20 protein-coding genes and 1 pseudogene are annotated in these 19,258 nt (G+C 73.6%); 10 read left to right on the forward strand and 11 right to left on the reverse strand.

Translation table 11 applies throughout. From position 1 onward, the window contains the following. The first annotated feature begins 63 nt into the window (after positions 1 to 63). Together AMK29_RS22660 and AMK29_RS22665 are read left to right on the forward strand one after the other, a co-directional pair. Complete coding sequence (locus AMK29_RS22660) at positions 64 to 1,563, forward strand: glutamate-cysteine ligase family protein (protein ID WP_073815939.1); 1,500 nt, start codon at positions 64 to 66, stop codon at positions 1,561 to 1,563. 171 nt (positions 1,564 to 1,734) lie between these two features. Beyond that, positions 1,735 to 2,460: a CPBP family intramembrane glutamic endopeptidase gene (locus AMK29_RS22665; RefSeq protein WP_241845688.1), complete on the forward strand. Its 726-nt coding sequence runs from the start codon at positions 1,735 to 1,737 to the stop codon at positions 2,458 to 2,460. 130 nt (positions 2,461 to 2,590) lie between these two features. Here the strand turns inward: AMK29_RS22665 and AMK29_RS22670 are convergent, their stop codons facing one another. Further along, positions 2,591 to 3,400, reverse strand: a complete 810-nt coding sequence (locus AMK29_RS22670) for a PhzF family phenazine biosynthesis protein (RefSeq protein ID WP_073815943.1) — start codon at positions 3,398 to 3,400, stop codon at positions 2,591 to 2,593. Between the two features lie 426 nt (positions 3,401 to 3,826). Here AMK29_RS22670 and AMK29_RS37820 point away from each other — a divergent pair, with 426 nt between their 5' ends. Continuing rightward, positions 3,827 to 4,444 (forward strand): PadR family transcriptional regulator, encoded by a 618-nt coding sequence (locus AMK29_RS37820; protein WP_073815945.1) that lies wholly within the window; start codon positions 3,827 to 3,829, stop codon positions 4,442 to 4,444. Positions 4,445 to 4,520: 76 nt separating this feature from the next. Here the strand turns inward: AMK29_RS37820 and AMK29_RS22680 are convergent, their stop codons facing one another. Both AMK29_RS22680 and AMK29_RS22685 read right to left on the reverse strand, forming a co-directional pair. After that, a complete protein-coding gene (locus AMK29_RS22680; RefSeq protein WP_073815947.1) occupies positions 4,521 to 4,949 on the reverse strand; it encodes a type II toxin-antitoxin system Rv0910 family toxin in 429 nt (142 codons plus the stop codon). Positions 4,950 to 5,019: 70 nt separating this feature from the next. Continuing rightward, on the reverse strand, positions 5,020 to 5,244 hold the full coding sequence (locus AMK29_RS22685) for a hypothetical protein (RefSeq protein WP_073815949.1): 225 nt from the start codon (positions 5,242 to 5,244) through the stop codon (positions 5,020 to 5,022). A 196-nt stretch (positions 5,245 to 5,440) separates the two neighbouring features. Here AMK29_RS22685 and AMK29_RS22690 point away from each other — a divergent pair, with 196 nt between their 5' ends. The 3 genes from AMK29_RS22690 (at position 5,441) to AMK29_RS22700 (ending at position 8,373) form a co-directional block, all read left to right on the forward strand. Beyond that, on the forward strand, positions 5,441 to 5,989 hold the full coding sequence (locus AMK29_RS22690) for a Clp protease N-terminal domain-containing protein (protein WP_241845654.1): 549 nt from the start codon (positions 5,441 to 5,443) through the stop codon (positions 5,987 to 5,989). 112 nt (positions 5,990 to 6,101) lie between these two features. Then, positions 6,102 to 7,217: an EamA family transporter gene (locus tag AMK29_RS22695; RefSeq protein WP_073815951.1), complete on the forward strand. Its 1,116-nt coding sequence runs from the start codon at positions 6,102 to 6,104 to the stop codon at positions 7,215 to 7,217. A 175-nt stretch (positions 7,218 to 7,392) separates the two neighbouring features. After that, complete coding sequence (locus tag AMK29_RS22700) at positions 7,393 to 8,373, forward strand: DMT family transporter (RefSeq protein ID WP_073815953.1); 981 nt, start codon at positions 7,393 to 7,395, stop codon at positions 8,371 to 8,373. 126 nt (positions 8,374 to 8,499) lie between these two features. Here AMK29_RS22700 and AMK29_RS22705 read toward each other — a convergent pair whose 3' ends face one another. Next, positions 8,500 to 9,171 carry a pyridoxamine 5'-phosphate oxidase family protein gene (locus AMK29_RS22705; protein ID WP_073815955.1) on the reverse strand — a complete coding sequence of 224 codons (672 nt, stop codon included), beginning with the start codon at positions 9,169 to 9,171 and terminating at the stop codon, positions 8,500 to 8,502. 36 nt (positions 9,172 to 9,207) lie between these two features. On the opposite strand from AMK29_RS22705, the gene AMK29_RS22710 reads away from it, so the two are divergent. Both AMK29_RS22710 and AMK29_RS22715 read left to right on the forward strand, forming a co-directional pair. Further along, positions 9,208 to 10,542, forward strand: a complete 1,335-nt coding sequence (locus AMK29_RS22710) for an aminotransferase class I/II-fold pyridoxal phosphate-dependent enzyme (protein ID WP_073815957.1) — start codon at positions 9,208 to 9,210, stop codon at positions 10,540 to 10,542. Positions 10,543 to 10,645: 103 nt separating this feature from the next. Next, a pseudogene (locus tag AMK29_RS22715) lies at positions 10,646 to 11,029 on the forward strand (phosphotransferase); the annotation flags it as partial. A gap of 32 nt (positions 11,030 to 11,061) precedes the next feature. On the opposite strand, the gene AMK29_RS22720 reads toward AMK29_RS22715, so the two are convergent. Further along, the gene (locus AMK29_RS22720; RefSeq protein WP_073815960.1) at positions 11,062 to 12,081 is read right to left on the reverse strand and encodes a DMT family transporter; all 1,020 of its coding nucleotides are present in this window, start codon (positions 12,079 to 12,081) and stop codon (positions 11,062 to 11,064) included. Between the two features lie 73 nt (positions 12,082 to 12,154). On the opposite strand from AMK29_RS22720, the gene AMK29_RS22725 reads away from it, so the two are divergent. Continuing rightward, positions 12,155 to 13,057 (forward strand): LysR family transcriptional regulator, encoded by a 903-nt coding sequence (locus AMK29_RS22725; protein ID WP_073815962.1) that lies wholly within the window; start codon positions 12,155 to 12,157, stop codon positions 13,055 to 13,057. Positions 13,058 to 13,093: 36 nt separating this feature from the next. Here AMK29_RS22725 and AMK29_RS22730 read toward each other — a convergent pair whose 3' ends face one another. Next, a complete protein-coding gene (locus AMK29_RS22730; RefSeq protein WP_073815964.1) occupies positions 13,094 to 13,561 on the reverse strand; it encodes a pyridoxamine 5'-phosphate oxidase family protein in 468 nt (155 codons plus the stop codon). Positions 13,562 to 13,639: 78 nt separating this feature from the next. Here AMK29_RS22730 and AMK29_RS22735 point away from each other — a divergent pair, with 78 nt between their 5' ends. Next, entirely contained in the window at positions 13,640 to 14,374 is a 735-nt protein-coding gene (locus tag AMK29_RS22735; RefSeq protein WP_073815966.1) for a cysteine hydrolase family protein, read from the forward strand. Here AMK29_RS22735 and AMK29_RS22740 read toward each other — a convergent pair. From AMK29_RS22740 to AMK29_RS22760, 5 genes are all read right to left on the reverse strand, one after another. Continuing rightward, entirely contained in the window at positions 14,361 to 14,768 is a 408-nt protein-coding gene (locus AMK29_RS22740; protein ID WP_073815968.1) for a Rieske (2Fe-2S) protein, read from the reverse strand. The two genes, AMK29_RS22735 and AMK29_RS22740, sit on opposite strands and share 14 nt — an antisense overlap. 175 nt (positions 14,769 to 14,943) lie before the next feature. Then, a complete protein-coding gene (locus AMK29_RS22745; RefSeq protein ID WP_073815970.1) occupies positions 14,944 to 15,702 on the reverse strand; it encodes an anti-sigma factor in 759 nt (252 codons plus the stop codon). After that, positions 15,699 to 16,223, reverse strand: a complete 525-nt coding sequence (sigK, locus tag AMK29_RS22750; RefSeq protein ID WP_107422686.1) for an ECF RNA polymerase sigma factor SigK — start codon at positions 16,221 to 16,223, stop codon at positions 15,699 to 15,701. Before sigK ends, AMK29_RS22745 begins: the two co-directional genes overlap by 4 nt. 104 nt (positions 16,224 to 16,327) lie before the next feature. Further along, positions 16,328 to 18,496 carry an MMPL family transporter gene (locus AMK29_RS22755; protein WP_073815974.1) on the reverse strand — a complete coding sequence of 723 codons (2,169 nt, stop codon included), beginning with the start codon at positions 18,494 to 18,496 and terminating at the stop codon, positions 16,328 to 16,330. Positions 18,497 to 18,689: 193 nt separating this feature from the next. Further along, positions 18,690 to 19,181, reverse strand: coding sequence for a MarR family winged helix-turn-helix transcriptional regulator (locus AMK29_RS22760; protein WP_073815976.1), 492 nt, complete (start codon positions 19,179 to 19,181; stop codon positions 18,690 to 18,692). Positions 19,182 to 19,258: the final 77 nt, after the last annotated feature.

The following is a 19,258-nucleotide window of genomic DNA, read 5'->3' on the forward strand; positions in this document are numbered from 1 at the left end:
GGCATCATCGTCCGTGACACGCGGCCGTGGTGGCGGCCGGCCACTCGTGGAGGGACGCCTTAGATGGGGGAGAAGGTCGTGGCCGACGGGTTCGGCCCGTCCGACCGGCAGCGGTACCGGAGAAAGCTCCAGCAGTGTCTCGCGGGGCTGGCGAGGCTGTTGGCGGAGAAGCGGTTCGACCGTCCCCGCAATCTCATGGGTGTGGAGATCGAACTCAATCTCGCCGGCCCCGACGGGCTGCCTCGCATGCTGAACGGGCCGGTTCTCGAAAAGATCGCGAGCCCCGATTTCCAGACGGAACTCGGATTGTTCAACCTCGAAGTGAACATCGCGCCCCACCAGCTCGGGGACCGCGTTTTCGACCGGCTCGCGGAGGAGATCGGAACCGGAATCGGTTACGCCGACCGCATGGCCGCGGAACTCGACGCCGGGGTCGTCATGATCGGCATACTTCCCACCCTCACACAGGAGGACCTGGTCTTCGAGAACCTCTCGTCCGCCGACCGCTACACGCTGCTCAACAACCAGATCCTGGCCGCCCGCGGCGAGGACTTCACGCTCGACATCCACGGCGTCGAACGCCTGCTGTGCACCTCGGAGTCGATCGTCCCCGAGGCGGCCTGCACCTCGGTCCAGCTCCATCTCCAGGTGACCCCGGCCCGGTTCGCCGCCGTGTGGAACGCGTCGCAGGCGGTGGCGGGGGTCCAGATCGCGCTCGGCGCCAACGCGCCCTTCGTCTTCGGCCGCGAACTGTGGCGCGAGTCGCGGCCACCGCTGTTCCAGCAGGCCACCGACACCCGTCCGCCCGAGCTGCAGTCGCAGGGCGTCCGGCCGCGCACCTGGTTCGGAGAGCGGTGGGTGGACTCGGTGTACGACCTCTTCGAGGAGAACCTCCGCTACTTCCCCGCCCTGCTGCCGATCTGCGACGACGAGGACCCGCTCCGCGTCCTCGACGAGGGCGGCGTGCCGCGCCTCCAGGAGCTCGTCCTGCACAACGGCACGGTCTACCGCTGGAACCGGCCCGTGTACGGCTGGGTCGACGGCGTCCCGCACCTGCGCGTCGAGAACCGGGTGCTGCCCGCCGGGCCGACCGTCACCGACGTGATCGCCAACGCCGCCTTCTACTACGGGCTCGTCCGCTCGCTCGCCGACGACCCCAGGCCGGTGTGGAAGCGGATGACCTTCGAGGACGCCGAGGCCAACTTCGACACGGCCTGCCGCCACGGCATCGAAGCGGAGCTGCGCTGGCCCCGCTCGGGCCGCGCGGGCGGCGTCGCGACCGTTCCCGCGGTACGGCTCGTCCTCGACGAGCTGCTGCCGCTCGCCGCGGCCGGGCTCGACGCCTGGCACATCGAGCCCGCCGACCGGGACTTCTACCTCGGTGTGATCGAGCAGCGCTGTCTGCGACGTGTGAACGGGGCCTCCTGGCAGGCCGACACCTTCCACCGGGCGCTGGCGTCGGGCCTCGACCGGGAGGCGGCGCTCGCGGCGACGACCCGCCGCTACCGGACCCTCATGCACGCGGGCGAACCGGTGCACACCTGGCCGGTGGGCGTCGACTGAGCCCGGCGTGCGGGCGGCGCGGCGGCTGACCATGGCAAAGTGGTCGGCGCCGCCGGTACGGCGAGCGCCGTACGCGACCGGGAAGTGGAGACAGGTGTGGTGTCCGAGCAACGAGTCAGTGATGACGCCCCGCCCCCCGAGCGCCTGCCCCGCCGGCTGCTGCGCTCCGAGATGCTCATCGTCCTGGCGCTCTCGCTCGGGGCGAGCGCGGTGTCGTCCCTCATCAGCTTCATCGGCTCGCTGACCAAGTCCGAGGCGCTGAAGGAGCAGGCGGCGACGCTCAACGGCTCGTACGCGCTGGGGCGGCCCTGGCTCGACCTGTCCTGGCAGCTGTTCGGCATCGCCACGGCCCTCGTGCCGGTCGTGCTCGTCGCCCATCTGCTGCTGCGCGAGGGGTCGGGGCTGCGGGCCATCGGCTTCGACCGGACCAGGCCGTGGTCCGACCTCGGGCGCGGCACGCTGGTCGCGGCGGGCATCGGGAGCGCGGGGCTGGCCTTCTACCTGGTGATGCGGGCGACGGGGTTCAACCTGACCGTGGTGCCCGAGTCGCTGCCCGAGGTGTGGTGGAAGTACCCGGTGCTGATCCTCTCGGCGATCCAGAACTCCGTCCTGGAGGAGGTCATCGTCGTCGGGTATCTGCTGCGCAGGCTCGGCCAGTTGGGGTGGACGCCGATGGCGGCCCTGGTGGCGAGTTCGGTACTGCGCGGCTCGTACCACCTGTACCAGGGGATCGGCGGCTTCGTCGGCAACGTGGTGATGGGCGTGGTCTTCGTCCTGCTGTACCGGCGATGGGGGCGGGTGGGGCCGCTGGTCGTGGCGCACGCGCTGCTCGACATCGTGGCCTTCGTCGGGTACGGGCTGCTCGCGGGGAAGGTGGGGTGGCTGCCCACGGTGTGACGAGCTCGTGGGGAAGGGGCGTACGGAGGTCTCCGTACGCCCCTTCGCATGTGCACCCGGGACCCGGCAGCCGGCACCCCGGCACCTGGTACCCGGGGCGCCCGTGGGTTGCTCTGGTGACGCGTGGCGGTCAGGCGTGCAGGTCGCCGTCGATGACCGTGACCGCGTGGCCGTTCAGCAGGGTGCGCTCGCCGCGCAGGCGGGTGCGGACGATTCCGGTGCGGGCGCCGCCCTGGAGGCCGACGAGGTCGTCACGGCCGAACCGGGCCGACCAGTAGGGGGCGAGGGCGGTGTGGGCGCTTCCGGTCACCGGGTCCTCGTCGATGCCGACGGCGGGGAAGAAGCCGCGGGAGACGAAGTCGTGACCGCGGTCGGGATGTTCGGCGGCGGCGGTCGCGATGACACCGCGCGAGGAGTGGCTCTTCAGGGCGGCGAAGTCGGGCGTGAGCCCCCGCACGGCGGCCTCGTCGCGCAGTTCGACGACGAGGTCGCCGACGTGGGCGGCCGTGTCGTGGACGGCGAGGATCTCGGCGCCGAGCGCCTTCTCCAGGCCGTCGGGTACGGGGACGGGCGTGAGGGACGAGGTCGGGAAGTCCATCGTGATCGTGCCGTCGGGCTCGGGGGCGGCGCCGAGGAGGCCGCATCGGGCCGCGAAGCGCACGGGGCCGCTCACCGCGCCCGTCGAGTGCAGGACGTGGGCCGTGGCCAGCGTGGCGTGGCCGCACATGTCGACCTCGGTGGTGGGCGTGAACCAGCGCAGGGCCCAGTCCGCCTCGCCGCCGGCGGGCAGCGGGTGGGCGAAGGCCGTCTCGGAGAGGTTGACCTCCGCGGCGACGCGCTGCAGCCAGGTGTCGTCCGGGAAGGAGTCGAGGAGCAGGACTCCGGCCGGGTTGCCGGAGAAGGGCTGGTCGGTGAAGGCGTCGACGATTCGGATCCGCATGTCGCCGACCGTACCGGGGGCGGAATTCGGAAGGCCAAGGCCAATCCCGGAGAACTGGACCGGTCAGTGGCCCGCGTGGCGGTGGCGCCGTGAACGGTCGGGGGATCCCGTGGGGGCGCGGGGACCGGTCGGGGGCGTTGCCGAATGTGTTCGGCGATGAGGCGCCAGGCGCCTCCGCTGGTGCAGCCGTCGTTGCCAGATGCGGGCGTCCTGCGGCTTCGACCCGGCCACCTCCCTATCCCGCGGCCGGCCCCCGGAGGCGCGCAGCTGACCGCGGCTCGGTCGAAAGCCGTAGTCGGCCGCAGCCTGACGATCAGGCTTCGTCAGGCCGGGGCAGTCGGTTTGCTTGCTCGGCGAACGCTTCCGATATATCGTTGAAGCATCGCGACAGTTCGACGATGGAATCCCGATGGAAGGAGCGTTGCGATGCGTTCACATGGACACGAGTACGGAAACGGACACGGAGCCGGTCGTGGGGGCTGCGGCCCCGGGCCCCGTGGCGACTTCGAGGGGCGGCGCGCCGCGTTCGGTCCGTTCGGGCCGGCCTTCGGCGGCGGGCCCTTCGGCGGAGGCCGGGGTCGCGGTGGCGGTGGCGGCCGGGGGCGGGCGCGGCGCGGTGACGTGCGCGCCTCGATCCTGGCGCTCCTGAAGGATCGCCCGATGCACGGCTACGAGATGATCCGCGAGATCGGCGAGCGCAGCGACGGGGCGTGGAAGCCCAGTCCCGGCTCCGTCTATCCGACCCTCCAGCTGCTGGAGGACGAGGGGCTGATCACCAGCGCGAGCGAGGGCGGCAAGAAGCTCTTCACGCTCACCGACGCCGGACGCTCCGAAGCGGAGGAAGGTCCGGAGGCCCCCTGGGAAGAGGTGGGGCGCGGGGTCGACTGGGAGGCGCTGAACGAGGTCCGGCAGGCCGGGTTCGGCCTGATGGAGGCGTTCGGTCAGGTCTGGAAGACCGGCACCCCCGAGCAGCGGCAGAAGGCGGTCGGCGTGATCAACGAGGCCCGCAAGAAGCTGTACCTCATCCTGGCCGACGAGCACTGACCGGTGCCCGCGAGGGCCGGATGCGCCGAAGGGCCCCGTGGCGCGTGCCGCGGGGCCCTTCGGCGGCCTGTCCGTGTCAGGCAACCAGGGCCGAAAGCCTCCGCAGGGATTCCGTCAGCGCCGTCGTCGCCGAGTCCCTGAGCTTGCCGGCCATCAGGGAGACGGCCGCGCCGGTGAACTCGCCGTCGATCCGCATCCGCGTCGCGTCCCCGTCCTCCGTCAGCGCGTAGCGCGTGGTCACGAGGACGCCCATCGGGCCCTTGCCCTTGATGGCGAAGGCGCGCTCGGCCTCCAGCTCCTCGACGGTCCAGAGCACCTCGGCGGGGAAGCCCATCAGCTTCATGTTCTCGGTGAAGGTGGCGCCCGTCTCCAGGGCGGTCGGACCGCCGTTCGGGAAGTCGGTGTGGGTGGCGTTCCACTCCCCGTACGAGGAGAAGTCCATGAGCCGCGCCCAGACCTTCCCGGTCGGCGCCTCGATCCGTGCCTCCGCGCTGACTTCGGCCATGAGAGACCACCCCTTCACGCGTGCCCACTGGTTCCGGTGTCGCGGAACGTAGCCGGGCGTCCGTGAACATTCAATACTGATGAACTGTCAGTTCTGCGGTCGTGGGGCCCGCGCCATCGCCGATCCACCAGATCTCGGCCACGTCGAAGCTGTCCGAGGCGCGCGGAGCCCCGTCCTCCTCGTGGCAGTGGAACGCCGCCCAGAACAGGTCGGCGGGCAGCGCCTCCCGGGGCGCGTACACCCGGTAGACGTACTGCCGCCCGTCTCGTGCGAGCAGCGCCACCATCCAGAACACGACCGGAGGACGTGGGCGGAGGGGCCCGTGGTTGCATCGGGGGCGCGGGGCAAGGCGACGCACGCCCTGGGGGAGCAACGTGCGCGATCTCATCCGTAAGGAGGAGGAACCGCGCGCGCGTACCCAACCCCGGTGGGATGTGGACATGCTTCTCCCCGGCGATGTCCCGGCCGCCCGGGACTGGTGAGGTGGGAGGGTGCACCGTCCCGTCCCGCTCTCCCAGCCGCTCCGGCAGCCCGTCGCCCCGCGTGCGGAGCTCGCGCCCCTCCTGACGCCGTCCCTCATGACGGTGGTCACGGGTGCCCGTCGCAGAGCCCTCCGGGACGGCGACCGGCAGATCGACACCGCGCACCTGCTGCACGCCCTTCTGGAGTCCGACCCCGAGGCGGGTGCCGCATTCGAGGGCGACCACCAGCTCGCCCGTGTCCTCGGCTATCTCGTCCAGCGGTCCATCGGCTACGGCCTGCGCTGGCAGCGCTCGGTCGAGAACTCCGGCACGGGGCGCCTGCTGCCCGCCGTGCGCGGGGCCGAGCCGCCGGATCCCCGGGCGTCCGGCTGGTCGCCGGCGGCGTCGGCGGCTCTGGAGGAGGCCTTCCGGCGCGCGGCCGAGCGCGGCGAGGCGCAGGCCCGCGGCGTGGACCTCCTGGCCGTCATCGCCGCCGACCCCGGGAGCCGGGCCGCCGAGGTGCTGCGCCGGGCGGGGGTCGACACGGACGCGCTGGCCACACGGATCGGGGAGCGCTGACGGGTCGCCCCTGCGTCGTGGCGGAGGCGCGTGTTCCGCGTCGTCGCCGCGAGCCGTCTCAACAGGTGTGACGGGGGTTACGCGCCTGACCGCACCCTGTCATCATGGCCCGATGCACGCGTCTCAGGGGAGAAGCGCCGGCCTGGGACTCGCCCTGGCCTCGGCCTTCGCATTCGGTGGTTCAGGAGTGGCGGCCAAGCCGCTGATCGAAGCGGGACTCGACCCGCTGCACGTGGTGTGGCTCCGGGTCGCCGGCGCCGCGCTCGTCATGCTTCCGGTGGCCTGGCGCCACCGCGACCTCCTGCGCCGGAAACCCGCGCTCCTCCTCGGCTTCGGCCTGCTCGCCGTCGCCGGAGTCCAGGCCTTCTACTTCGCCTCGATCTCCCGCATCCCCGTCGGCGTCGCCCTCCTCATCGAGTACCTCGCCCCGGCGCTCGTCCTCGGCTGGGTCCGCTTCGTCCAGCGCCGGCCCGTCACCCGCGCCGCCGCCCTCGGTGTCGTCCTCGCCGTCGGCGGCCTCGCCTGCGTCGTCCAGGTCTGGTCCGGACTCACCTTCGACCTCTTCGGTCTGCTCCTGGCGCTCGCCGCCGCCTGCTGCCAGGTCGGCTACTTCGTCCTCTCCGACCAGGGCGCCGACGAGGACGGACAGGCCGACCCGCTCGGCGTCATCGCGTACGGGCTGCTCATCGGCGCGCTCGTCCTCACCGTCGTCGCCCGCCCGTGGGGCATGGACTGGGCGCTGCTCGGCGGCAGCGCCGACATGGACGGCAGTGCGGTGCCCGCGTGGCTGCTGCTCGGCTGGATCGTGCTGATCGCCACCGTCCTCGCGTACGTCACCGGCGTCATCTCGGTGCGCCGGCTCTCCCCGCAGGTGGCGGGGGTCGTTGCCTGTCTGGAGGCCGTCATCGCCACCGTCCTCGCCTGGGTGCTGCTCGGCGAGCACCTCGACGCGCCGCAGATCATCGGCGGTGCGGTCGTGCTGATCGGCGCCTTCATCGCCCAGTCCTCGACGCCGAAGGCGGTCGCGGCCGGACCGGTGACGGGTTCGGTGACGGGTGCGGTGGCGGATGCGATGGCGGGTTCGGTGGCCGGTTCGATGGCGGAGGTGGCTCCGGCGGGGACGGACTCAGCGGTGGCTTCGGCGGCGGAGGGCGAGGCCGGGGGCCGCGACCCGGGCCGTGATCCGGGCCGCGATACGGAGTTGTCCGCCGGACGGACGGCCCCGTAGGGTGCCGATCATGCACGCGACCGTCCTTCCGCCTCCCGCCGTCTAGGCGCGCGGCGACTCTCCTCGACGAAGACCGGGCTCGGCCGGGCGACTCCTTGCCCCCGAGCGGTTCGTCGCTGCCCGCGCGCGGAGCCGAGCGACCATCCTTCCCTCCTGTCTTCCACGGAGAAGTCACGTGTCGAACTCTTCGGAATCCGCCCTGTCCGTCGGGCGGAGCCTGCTCTATCTGATCGTCGCCGGGATCGCCTGGGGCACCGCAGGCGCGGCCGCCTCGCTGATCTTCCGCATCAGCGACATGGGCCCGCTGGCCCTCTCCTTCTGGCGCTGCCTCGGCGGCCTCGCCCTGCTGCTCGGCGCGTTGGCCCTGCGGCCACGGCGCGAAGCCGCCCGCACGACCGGTGAACCGCGCGGCCGGCGCACGGCCCGCATCCTCGCCACGGGCATCGGCCTCACCGTCTTCCAGAGCGCCTACTTCGCCGCCGTCCAGGCCACCGGCCTCGCCGTCGGCACCGTCGTCACCCTGGGCGCCGGGCCCGTGCTCATCGCGCTCGGCGCCCGGCTCACCATGGGCGAACGCCTCGGCCGTGGCGGCGTCGCCGCCGTCACCGGCGCCCTCGCCGGGCTCGTCGTCCTCGTCCTGGGGGGAGGGGCCACGGAGGTACGGCCGCTCGGTGTCGTCCTCGCGGTCGTCTCGGCGGCCGGATACGCGGCGATCACCCTGCTCACCCGGTGGATCGGCCGGGGCGGCGGCCGGACGGACGCCCTCGCCACCACCACCTGGGCGTTCGCGATCGGGGCGGTCGGGCTGCTGCCCGCCGCGCTCGCGGAGGGGCTCGTACCGCACACCGACGCGCCCGTCAGCGTCCTGCTCCTCCTCGTGTACGTGGCGGCCGTGCCGACGGCGCTCGCCTACGCGCTGTACTTCGCGGGAGCGGCGGTCGTCCGGGCCGCCACGGTCTCCGTGATCATGCTCCTGGAGCCGGTGAGCGCGGCCGTCATCGCCGTGTCACTGCTCGGGGAGCGGCTCACCGTCGCCGTCGTGTTCGGCACGCTGCTGCTGCTCGCCGCCGTCACGGGGCTCGCCTGCGCCGAGGCACGGACGGCGGCGGCCGAACGCCGGCGGGAGGCGGTGGCGGTGCGGGCCGGGGCCGTGTAGACGGCGGGCGGCCCGATGGGTCCCGGCGGCCGGTGGCCCGGCGGGTGCCGGTGGCGGGGGCCTGATGGGTTCTCGGCGGCCGGGGCGGTTCGTGCCGCCTCCGGCCGTCCCGTCGTACGTGTCGTGTCAGAGCGCGGCCAGGTAGTCCGGCAGGCCGACGGCCGGGTCCAGGTCGTCGGCCGGGACCGGCGGGCCGTAGCCGCCGCGGACCGGGACCACCCCGGACCAGTGGGGGAGGGCGAGGTCCTCGGGAGCGTCGTTGGGGCCGCCGGTGCGGACCTTCGCCGAGACCTCGTCCAGGTCGAGCCGGAGTACGGCCGTGGCGGCGAGCTCCTTGGTGTTCGCGGGGCGCGAGTCGGCGGAGCGGCCGGGGACGACCTGGTCGACGAGGGCGTCGAGCGCCGTCCGGAGTTCCTCGGGGTCGGTGACCTGGTGAGCGGTGCCGTGGACCACGACCGAGCGGTAGTTGAGGGAGTGGTGGAAGGCGGAGCGGGCGAGCACGAGGCCGTCGACGTGGGTCACGGTCAGACAGACGGGCAGTCCGGGGGCCGCCACGCCGTCGCCGGCGGCGCGCAAGGGCCGCGAGCCGGTGGAGCCGTGCACGTAGAGGCGGTCGCCGACGCGGCCGAAGAGCGTCGGGAGGACGACCGGCGCGCCGTCGCGGACGAAGCCGAGGTGGCAGACGTACGCCTCGTCGAGTATCGAGTGGACCAGCGCCTTGTCGTACGAGGCGCGCTCGCGGGAGCGCGTGGGCACGGTCCGGTCGGTCGGCGTGTACGTGTCGGCGGTGGTGCTCATTGCGTGACTCCATTGCACTAGTGCATACTGGTTTTTGTGCTAGGAGAGTATCGGATCGAAGGTCGTCGCGCATCGGACATCGCCGCCAGCGTGGAGAGAGGGGTCGGCGCGGGAGCCCTGCAGCCCGGCCAACTTCTGCCGCCGATGCGGGAGTTGGCTGCCACGCTCGGGGTGAACCCGAACACCGTCGCCGCCGCCTACCGCACCCTGCGGGAGCGCGGGGTCATCGAGACCGACGGGCGGCGCGGCAGTCGGGTGCGCCCGCGCCCCGCCACCACCGCGCGCGGCTCGATCCGGGTCGAGGCCCCCGAGGGGGTCCGCGACGTGAGCGACGGCAGCCCCGACCCGGCCCTGCTGCCGCCCCTCGGGGAGGCCTTCGCGGAGGTCGCGCGGCGGTACGCCGAACGGCCCGGAATGTACGGAGAGGCGCCCGTCGACGCCGAGTTCGGGCGGCTCGCGCGCGCCGCGTTCGACGCGGACGGGGTGCCGGACGGGCCCGTCGGCGTCGCCTCGGGCTCCCTCGACGCGATCGAGCGGGTGCTCGCCGTCCACCTCCGGCCGGGCGACGCCGTCGCCGTCGAGGATCCGGGCTGGGGGAGCCTCCTCGACCTGGTGCCCGCGCTCGGACTGCGCCCCGTGCCGATGGCGGTCGACGACGAGGGGCCGCTGCCGGAGGAGGTCGAGCGCGCGATCCGGCACGACGGGGCGCGTGCGGTGATCGTGACCGACCGGGCGCAGAACCCCACCGGCGCGTGCGTCACCGAGGGGCGGGCGCGGGAGCTGCGGCGGGTCCTCGCCGGACACCCGGGCGTCCTCCTCGTCGAGGACGACCACGGGCACGGCATCGTCGCGCAGTCGCTCCACCCCCTCGCCGGTGGCGCCGGGCCCTGGGTGCTGGTCCGTTCCGTCGCCAAGGCGTACGGGCCCGACCTGCGGATCGCCGCCTTCACCGGTGACGCCGAGACCGTCGACCGGGTGCTGGGGCGGCAGCGGCTCGGCCCCGGCTGGGTCAGTCGCCTGCTCCAGGGGACGGTCGCGTACCTCTGGGCCACGGAGGCGGTCGACCCCGCCGTCGTGGCGCGCTCGTACGGGAAGCGGCGTGACGGACTCGTCCGGGCGCTGGCCCGGCGGGGCGTGGAGGCCCATGGGCGCGGCGGCATGAACGTGTGGATCCCGGTCGCCGACGAGACGGGCGCGGTGGCGCGGCTCCTCGCGGCGGGCTGGGCGGTGGCGCCGGGCGCCCGCTTCCGCATGGACGCGGGGCCGGCGGTCCGGGTGACCGTCTCCGGGCTCGCCGTGACGGAGGTGGGGGAGCTGGCGGCGGTGGTGGCGGGGGCGGTGGGGCCGGTGGTGGCGCGGAGTTACGGGTGAGCGGAGCCGGGCCTGTGCGGGTGCCCTTGCCGCGTTGGGCCCGTGCCGCGTGACGGTGGGCGTCCCAGGCGGGCGCCGCCCGTGCCCGTACCGTGCCCCCCGTATGACGACCGAGATCGAGATCACCGCCGACCTGGTCCATGACCTGGTGCTGGAGCGGCACCCGGACCTCGCGGGGCCGGCCATCCGGGAGGTGGCGGGCGGGTGGGACGATCAGATGTGGCGCCTCGGAGACGAGTTGGCCGTGCGCATGCCGCGCACGGAACAGGCTCCGGACCTCCAGCGCGAGGAGCGCCGGTGGCTGCCCGTCCTGGCCCCGCGCCTGCCGCTCCCGGTCCCGCATCCCGTACGGGCCGGTGAACCGTCCGCGCGCTTCCCGAAGCCTTGGACCATCATGACGTGGGTTCCGGGCGAGCCACTGGACCTCACCTCGATCAGCCGTGGCGACCACGCGGCCGTCGCCCTGGCGGGCTTCCCCAGGGCGATCATGTCCTGGCAGGCGCCGGGTCCTGAGCGGGGTCAGCTGCGGGTCGCGGGTTGCCGTGCGGCAGGGGCGGCAGGGGCGGCAGGTGCGGCAGGTGCGGCCGGGGTCAGGGGCTGTGGTGGGGGTGTGCGGCGGTGGGTGGGGCGGCGGGTCTGGGTGAGGGCCGCGCCTGCCAGGACGACGACGGCGCCGACCGGGGTGTTCCAGCTCAGGTACTCGTCCAGGAGGGCCACGCCCGCCGCCGTCGCGATGACCGGGATGAAGTACGTGACCATGGCGGCCGTCGTCGGGCCGATCTCCGCGACCAGGCCGTACTGGAGCAGCATCGCGTACCCCGTGCCGAGCGCGCCGAGGGCGATCACGGCGAGCAGCGGCACCACTTCCACCGACTCCGGCATCGAGGTGAACAGCGGGGTGACCACCGCGAGTTGCAGGGTGGCGAGTCCCACCTGGGAGCCGGCGAGGGAGAGGTTCGTGGCGCCGGTGCCGGTCAGTGTCCTGCGGACGTAGATCCAGCCGACCGCGTAGCTGAAGGACGCCAGCAGGGCCAGCGAGGTGCCCGTCACGTCGAGGCCGGAGAAGCCCTGCCACGCGCCGAGGACCGTGAGCACCCCCACGAATCCGATGCCCAGACCGGCGGCGCGGACCCGGGTCGGGCGGTCCTCCGAGAGCGCGACGAGGGAGAGCAGCATGCCCCACAGGGGGGTCGTCGCATTGCAGATGCCGGCCAGGGTCGACGGGATCGTCAGCTCCGCGTACGAGAAGAGGGAGAACGGCAGCGCGTTGAGGAGGAAGGCCGCCACCGTCAGATGCCCCCAGACGCGGGCGCCGCGCGGCAGCCGGTCGCGCTTCACCACCAGGGCGACGGCGAGCACCGCCGTACCGAACAGGAGCCGGCCGAAGGTCACCTGGAAGGGCGCGAAGCCCTCCGTTCCGACCTTGATGAAGAGGAAGCTGAAGCCCCAGATCAGGGCCAGCACGCCGAAGCGGACGCGCCAGTCGAGGAGGCGAGAGGGGAGGGCGGGGGGCGAGGAGGACGGGGCTGCGGGGCTCATGCACTCAGGGTGACGGGCGCGATCTCGTAGAACAAGCGAGAATTACTCGACCCCTTCCCTTAGGATTGCTTACATGTTGAACCTGGAGCGCCTCCGCACCCTCGACGCCGTCGCCCGGCACGGTTCGGTCAGTGGCGCGGCCGACGGGCTGCACGTCACCACGTCGGCCGTCTCCCAGCAGCTCTCCAAGCTGGAGCGGGAGGTGGGCCAGCAGCTGCTCGCCAAGAACGGCCGGGGCGTGAAGCTGACCGACGCCGGGCTGCTGCTCGCCGAGCACGCGTCCCGGATCCTCTCCCAGGTCCAGATGGCGCAGGCCGACATCGAGGCCCAGCGCGGCCAGGTGGTGGGCGAGGTGCTGGCCGCCGCCTTCCCGACGGCGGCCCGGGGCCTGTTCCCCGCCGCGCTCGCAGCGCTGAAGGAGGAGCACCCGGAACTCCGGGTGCGCACGACGGAGCGGGAGCCCGAGCAGGGCGTCCGCGCGGTGCTGCGCGGCGACGCGGACCTCGCGCTCGTCCTGGACTGGAGCAACAAGCGCGCGCCCGTGCCGGGCGGGCTCGAACGGGCCCATCTCCTCGACGACACCGCCGACGTGGCCCTGCCCGCCGGGCACCCGTTGGCGGGACGGGAGGCGGTGGACCTGGTGGACTTCGCAGACGAGGAGTGGGTGTCCTGGCCCGAGGGCGAGTTCTGCCACGACTGGTTGATGTTCACCCTGCGCTCGCAGGGCATCGAACCGCGCATCGGACATCTCGCGGGGGAGCACCACACCCAGCTGGCGCTCGTCGCCGCCGGGCTCGGGGTGTGCGTGACGCCCCGGCTCGGCCGCCCGGTGCCGGACGGGGTGGTGTTCGTGCCCGTACGCCAGCCGGTCCGGCGCCACATCTACGCCACCTGGCGCGCCGACGCGGGCCGCCGGCCCTCCGTACGGGCGGTCGTCGGGGCGTTGCGGGCGGCGGCCGAGCCGCTGGCCGGCTGACGTCCGTACCCGCTCACGGCCTGGCGGGGCCGCCGCTCAGGGAGCGGCGAGCTTGCGGAAGTCCCAGGAGGCCACGGCGTCCGGGGTCAGCCGCATCCAGGCGTGCCGGCCGTCGTGGGGCATCGCGTCCAGACCGAAGTTCTTGGCGGCGAAGAGCTGTTCCGGCACGTCGAGTTCGGGGCACGGCTCCCCGATGCGCGGGGCCTCGCCGACGAAGTCGACCGTGCCCGACAGCTCGACGCCGCGCAGTTCGCCGTACTCCTCGCCGTCGTCCACCACGACGGCGACCCTCGGGTCGGCGCGCAGCTCGGCCCAGCGGCGGCTGCGCGTCAGCGAGTACAGCCACAGCGAGGAGCCGTCCCAGGCGAACCAGAGCGCGCTCACATGCGGGCGGCCGTCGGCGGAGACGGTCGCGACCCGGCAGGTGCGCTGTTCGGCGAGGAAGGAGTCGAGCTCGGCCGGGGTCATCATGATCCGGCGTCCACGGCGCTGTGTGACGGTCATCGGCCGCACCCTTCTGGCGTTCTGATGAGACGTCAGAAAGCATGGGGGTCACGTCGCGCCGGTGCAAGGGGAGGAACCATGGGGCAGGAGCAGGTTCGCGGGCAGGGTCAGGCGCAGGGTCAAGCTCAGGGCCGGGGTCGGGACGCGGGGGAGCGGCTCGCGGAGCGGATCCGGCCGGACGGCGGAGTCGTGCTGCTCACCGTCGAGTGCCAGCAGGGAGTCGTGGGCCCCGACAGCGCGCTGCCCGAACTGGCCGCCGTCGCCCGCGCGTCGGGCGCCCTGTGGAACGTCGCCCGGCTCGTGGCCGCCGCGCACGAGGTGGACGTCCAGGTGATCCACGCCGTCGCGGAGCGGCGCCCCGACGGGCGGGGCGCCAACAGCAACGCCCGGCTGTTCCGGGCCGCCGCCCGGCTGCCCGTACAGCAGCACTCCGGCAGTAAGGCGGTACGGATCGCCGAACCGATCCAGGTCGCGGACGAGGACCTCGTCGTGCGGCGCCTCCACGGGCTCTCGCCGCTCGCCGGGACCGATGTCGACCCGCTGCTCCGCAACCTCGGCTGCCGGACGCTGATCGTCACCGGAGTCTCCGCCAACGTGGCCGTGCCCAACGCGGTCTTCGACGCCGTCAACCTCGGCTACACGGTCGTCGTCCCCGCCGACGCCATCGCGGGGGTGCCGGCCGACTACACCCCCGCGATGATCCGTCACACCCTCGCGCTCGTCGCCACGATCACCACGACCGACGAGGTGCTGGGGTGCTGGAAGCTCCCCAGGCGCCCCCGGCCCGCCGGAAGCGCCGTCAGCCGAAGCTGATCTCGTCGCCGACCACCTGGATCGGCTCCGGCGGCAGCGGCGCGGTCGCCGGACCGGACTTCACGCTGCCGTCCGACATGTCGAAGTGGCTCTGGTGGCACGGGCAGACGATGACCCCGTCCCTGACACTGCTCACGGCGCAGCCCCGGTGGGTGCACTTGGAGGAGAAGGCCTTGAACTCACCGGCCTTGGGCTGGGTGATCACCAGGCCCTTGTCGGCGAAGATCTTTCCGCCGCCCACCGGGATGTCCCCCGTCCGCGCCAGGGTGGCGCCCTCCGTGCCCTCCGGCGTCGTGTTCTTGTCGTCGGTGCCGCCCCCGCAGGCGGCGAGCGCCGCCGCCAGGCCCGCGCTGCCCGCCGCCGCGACCACCGTCCGTCGTGCCACTCCGCTCATGCCGTCTCTCTTTCCCTCGGTGCGCTGGTATGCCGACACCAGACGGTACGGCGGCGAGCTGTGTCCCGTGCACAGGAGGGGACTTCGGGTGCGCGGTTGTGACGTTCCGGGCAGCGACCCGGGGTTCGCGCCCCGGCACGCCGTGAGGCCACCGTCGTGGCCCCACGGCGTGGACTCAGACCTTCGGCATGGCCATCGTGGCGACCGGCGCCGAGGTCGGGCGGTCCGAACCGCCCTCGGGCTCCACGGTGATGCCGATGCCTGCCGACCGGTTCGCCGGCCCCTCCAGGAGGGTCGTCGACGACCTCGTACCCGAGGCCATCAGGCCGGCCGACCGCATGGTCCCGGCGTCGTCGTACCAGAGCTGGTAGACCTTGCCGGCCGGCGGGGCCGGCATCCCCGCGGCGGCGAACACCGCCCGGTCCAGGGACGGGGCGTGGACGAGCGTCCCCACGGCGCCGTCCGCGAGCCGGGCGGTGGAGACCCGGGCGTCGGGCGCCGCGAGCACCGCCGCGACGGCGGTCGCGCCGGCCTCGGCACGGTCCGCGCGCCGGTCGGCCTCCTCGGCCCGCTGGTACTGGACGCCCGCGACACCGGCCAGCGCCACCACCCCGGCGACCGAGGCGGCCAGCGTCCAGCGGGGCAGCCGGCGCAGCCCGCGTCCACGCCCGAGCGCGCGGCCGGACGGCACGGTCACCGGCGGCAGTTGGCGGACGCCCGCGATCCGGCGCAGCACCTCGGCGCGCAGCGCGGGGGCGACCGGCTCGGCGACGGCCAGGCCGAGCCGGGCCGCCGTCTCCGAGAGTTCGCGGACCTCGTGGGCGCACGCGGCGCAGTGGGCGAGGTGCCGTTCGACCGCCTCGCGCTCCCCGTCCGTGTCCAGCGCGTCCAGGACGTACGCGCCGGTCAGCGTGTGCAGGTCACCGCCGGTCATGCCGTCACCCCCAGGCAGTCGCGCAGCCGGATGAGACCGTCGCGCATCCGTGTCTTCACGGTGCCGAGCGGCAGTGAGAGGAGCTCGGCGACCTCGCGGTAGGTCAGTCCCCGGTAGTAGGCGAGGGTCACGGACTGCCGCTGGCGTTCCGTGAGGCCCCGGAGGCAGCGCCGTACCCGCTCGCGGTCGAGCCGGTTCTCCACCTCCTCGGTCACCTCGTCGTACGCGGGCGTGTGCTCCAGGAGTGCGACCCGCCGGGCCCGGTCCGAGGAAGCCTGCTCGGAGCGGACCCGGTCCACCGCCCGCCGGTGGGCGAGGGTGAGCGCCCAGTTCAGGACGGAGCCGCGGTCGGGCCGGTAGCGCGCGGCGGACCGCCAGAGGTCGACCATCACCTCCTGGGTCACCTCCTCGGACTGGGCGGGGTCCCGCACCACGGAGCGGACCACGCCGAGGACGGGGCCGGAGACCTGGTCGAAGACGGCCGCGAAGGCCTCCTGATCCCCCCGGGCGACCTGGACCATCAGTTCGGGCAGACCGGCTGCGCCCGGGTCCGGGGCCGGACCTCCGCCGACCGTCGCGTGCTCTCTCACCGGATGTGCCCTCCTGCGTGTCCTGGGATGCGCCCCTACTTCGGAGCGGCGGCGGGAGCGGATTGGTCGGTACGGCTCCGGTCCTCGGTGCGGCGGCTCAGCGCACCGGGCCACCACGCGACCGGGCCGAGGTCCCGGACCAGTGCCGGGACGAGGAGCGAGCGGACCACCAGCGTGTCGAGCAGGACGCCGAAGGCGACGATGAAGGCGATCTGCACGAGGAAGGCCAGCGGGATCACCCCGAGGGCGGCGAAGGTCGCGGCGAGCACCACGCCCGCCGAGGTGATCACACCGCCGGTGGCGGTCAGACCGATGCGGACGCCCTCGCGCACCCCGTGGCGCAGCGACTCCTCACGGACCCGTGACATCAGGAAGATGTTGTAGTCGACGCCGAGCGCGACGAGGAAGACGAAGCCGTACAGCGGGACGGAGGCGTCCGTGCCGGTGAAGCCGAAGACGTGCTCGAACACCAGCGCCGAGACGCCCAGCGTGGCGGCGAAGTTGAGGGCCACGGTGGCGACGAGGAGCACCGGCAGCACGAGCGAGCGCAGCAGCGCCACCAGGATCAGCAGGATGATCGCCAGGACCACCGGCACGATGATCGTCCGGTCCCGGGCGGCCGTGCGCTGGGTGTCGTACTGCTGGGCGGTGGAGCCGCCGACCAGGGCGTTCGCCTCCGGTACGGCGTGGACGGCGGTACGGAGCCGGGCGAGCGTCTCGCGTGCGGCGTCGCTGTCGGCGGCGGCCGTGAGGGTGGCGTCGACGCGGACCCTGCCGTCGACGACCAGCGGCGCGCCGGGCGCGGGGCGGCCCGCGGCGTTCACCGGGAGGGCGGAGTCGACGCCGTCGACGTCCTCGGCGGCGGCGACGACCTTCGCGACCGCCCCGGCGTCGGTGATGATCACCGCGGGGTTGCCGGCGCCGCCGGGGAAGTGGCGGCCGAGGGTCTCCTGGGCGGCGACGGAGGGCGCGTCGTTCACGAAGATCTCGTCGAAGGGCACGCCGCGGGAGTTCAGGGCGGGAGCGAAGGCGGCGCAGGCCAGGAGCCCGGCGAGGGTGACCGCCCAGACCTTGCGGGGAGCGCGGTCGACGAGCGCGGCGATCTTGTGCCAGACGGGGTGGCCGTCGGTCTCGGCGGAACCGCCGGTGCGCTCGGAGTCGGTGCCTGCCGGGGCGGTCCTGGGGCGGGCCGGCCAGTACGCGGCGCGGCCCGTGAGGACCAGGGCCGCCGGCAGGAAGGTGAGGGCGCTGAGGACGGCGCAGACGATGCCGATGGCGCCGACGGGGCCGAGCGCCCGGTTGTTGGACAGGTCGCTCACGAACAGGGCGAGCAGGCCGAGGGCGACGGTGGCGGCGCTGGCGACGATGGGTTCGAAGGAGCGGCGCAGGGCCCGGTTCATCGCGGCGAAGCGGTCGGCGCCGGGGGCGGTGAGCTCCTCGCGGTAGCGGGCGGCCAGGAGCAGCGCGTAGTCGGTAGCGGCACCGATCACCAGGATGGACAGGATGCCCTGGACCTGGCCGTCGACCCTGACCACACCGGCGTCGGCGAGCACGTACACGACGGCACAGGCGAGGCCGAGGGCGAAGACCGCCCCCAGGATGATCATCAGCGGGAGCAGGACGCTGCGGTAGACGACCAGCAGGATGAGGAGCACCGCGATCAGGGCGACGCCGAGGAGCAGGCCGTCGATCCCGGAGAAGGCGCCGGAGAGATCGGCCTGGGTGGCGGCGGGACCGGCGAGGGAGACGGTCGTCCCCGGGACCGTGGCCGCCGCCTTCCGGACGGAGTCGAGCGTCGTCGGCAGCTCGTCGCCGAGGTCCGGCTGCAGGGCGACGACCGCGCGCAGCGCCTCGCCGTCCTCGGACGGCAGGGCGGGGGAGGGCGGGCCCGCGATGCCCTCGCCGCCGGCGAGGGTGGCGAGCGCCCGGGTCGCCGCGGGGGCCGCGTCGGCGGCCAGCGGCCCGCCGTCCCGCGCGGTCCACACCACGATGGCGGGCACGCTCTCGGCCCGGCGGAAGGCCTTCTGCTCCTCGACGACGCGTGTGGACTCGGCGCTGCGGGGCAGGAAGGCAGCCTGGTCGTTGGTGGCGACCTCGCCGAGGCGTCCGGCGAAGGGGCCGAGCCCGCCGCCCACGGCGAGCCAGGCGATGAGCAGCGTCAGGGGTAGCAGAAGTCGGGTCCTGCGCAGGGCGCTGGGCGGCATCGGGGGCTCCGTACTGTATCTCGATCATTAACTATCTCAATGATTGAGAGAGTTTCTATCATGCTCCAGGCTCGGCTCTCGACGACCCCTTCGGTTCGTGACCGCCGGACGGATGCGCATACGGGCACACGCGCCGACGGGCACATGCGCCGACGGACGGATGGGGACGACGGCCGGATTCGCGTACGCGGCTTCAGCGGCGCGGTACGCGCAGCGCCCCCAGCTCGTCGTTCAGCGCGTTCAGGAAGCGCAGGGCCGCCGACAGTTCGGCCGGATCGAACTGCTCCCGTGCCCGCTCCGCCGCCTCCGCGAGCGGCAGGAAGTACCGCCGGGCCGCGGCCCTGGCCCCGTCCTCGTACCGCACGTGGACGACACGGCGGTCCGCGCTCTCCCGGGTCCTGCGGATGTGCCCCGCCTTCTCGAGACGGTCGAGACAGGCCGTGACCGCTCCCGACGTGAGCCCGAGGTGCTCGCGCAGCCGCCCCGGCGTCAGCGGTTCGGGGCTGTCCAGGACGACGGCCAGCGCCTGCACGTCCGTGGGATGCAGCCCCTGCGCCTGCGCGAAACCGTGCACCAGGCGATTGATCTCGCCCTGCGTCCGTCGCAGCGCCACGGCGAAGCTCTGCAGGTCACCCGGGGGGCCTACGGGGGCGGCGGGGACGTCTCGGTCTTCGTTGCGGGCCACGCGTTCAGCCTATAGACATCGCTCCCACGCATCCGCCCGAGCCGTCGACGGGGAAGGATCATCAGGGGCGGCCCCTT

It is taken from the genome of Streptomyces sp. CB02261 (assembly GCF_001905665.1).
GTDB lineage: Bacteria > Actinomycetota > Actinomycetes > Streptomycetales > Streptomycetaceae > Streptomyces.

What these genes read in the sequence shown, in the direction of transcription:
- AMK29_RS22660 (WP_073815939.1), top strand. Translation starts at nt 64, where the DNA reads ATGGGGGAGAAGGTCGTGGCCGACGGGTTCGGCCCGTCCGACCGGCAG.
- AMK29_RS22665 (WP_241845688.1), top strand. Translation starts at nt 1,735, where the DNA reads ATGCTCATCGTCCTGGCGCTCTCGCTCGGGGCGAGCGCGGTGTCGTCC.
- AMK29_RS22670 (WP_073815943.1), bottom strand. Translation starts at nt 3,400, where the DNA reads ATGCGGATCCGAATCGTCGACGCCTTCACCGACCAGCCCTTCTCCGGC.
- AMK29_RS37820 (WP_073815945.1), top strand. Translation starts at nt 3,827, where the DNA reads ATGCGTTCACATGGACACGAGTACGGAAACGGACACGGAGCCGGTCGT.
- AMK29_RS22680 (WP_073815947.1), bottom strand. Translation starts at nt 4,949, where the DNA reads ATGGCCGAAGTCAGCGCGGAGGCACGGATCGAGGCGCCGACCGGGAAG.
- AMK29_RS22695 (WP_073815951.1), top strand. Translation starts at nt 6,102, where the DNA reads ATGCACGCGTCTCAGGGGAGAAGCGCCGGCCTGGGACTCGCCCTGGCC.
- AMK29_RS22705 (WP_073815955.1), bottom strand. Translation starts at nt 9,171, where the DNA reads ATGAGCACCACCGCCGACACGTACACGCCGACCGACCGGACCGTGCCC.
- AMK29_RS22720 (WP_073815960.1), bottom strand. Translation starts at nt 12,081, where the DNA reads ATGAGCCCCGCAGCCCCGTCCTCCTCGCCCCCCGCCCTCCCCTCTCGC.
- AMK29_RS22725 (WP_073815962.1), top strand. Translation starts at nt 12,155, where the DNA reads ATGTTGAACCTGGAGCGCCTCCGCACCCTCGACGCCGTCGCCCGGCAC.
- AMK29_RS22730 (WP_073815964.1), bottom strand. Translation starts at nt 13,561, where the DNA reads ATGACCGTCACACAGCGCCGTGGACGCCGGATCATGATGACCCCGGCC.
- AMK29_RS22735 (WP_073815966.1), top strand. Translation starts at nt 13,640, where the DNA reads ATGGGGCAGGAGCAGGTTCGCGGGCAGGGTCAGGCGCAGGGTCAAGCT.
- AMK29_RS22740 (WP_073815968.1), bottom strand. Translation starts at nt 14,768, where the DNA reads ATGAGCGGAGTGGCACGACGGACGGTGGTCGCGGCGGCGGGCAGCGCG.
- AMK29_RS22745 (WP_073815970.1), bottom strand. Translation starts at nt 15,702, where the DNA reads ATGACCGGCGGTGACCTGCACACGCTGACCGGCGCGTACGTCCTGGAC.
- sigK (WP_107422686.1), bottom strand. Translation starts at nt 16,223, where the DNA reads ATGGTCCAGGTCGCCCGGGGGGATCAGGAGGCCTTCGCGGCCGTCTTC.
- AMK29_RS22755 (WP_073815974.1), bottom strand. Translation starts at nt 18,496, where the DNA reads ATGCCGCCCAGCGCCCTGCGCAGGACCCGACTTCTGCTACCCCTGACG.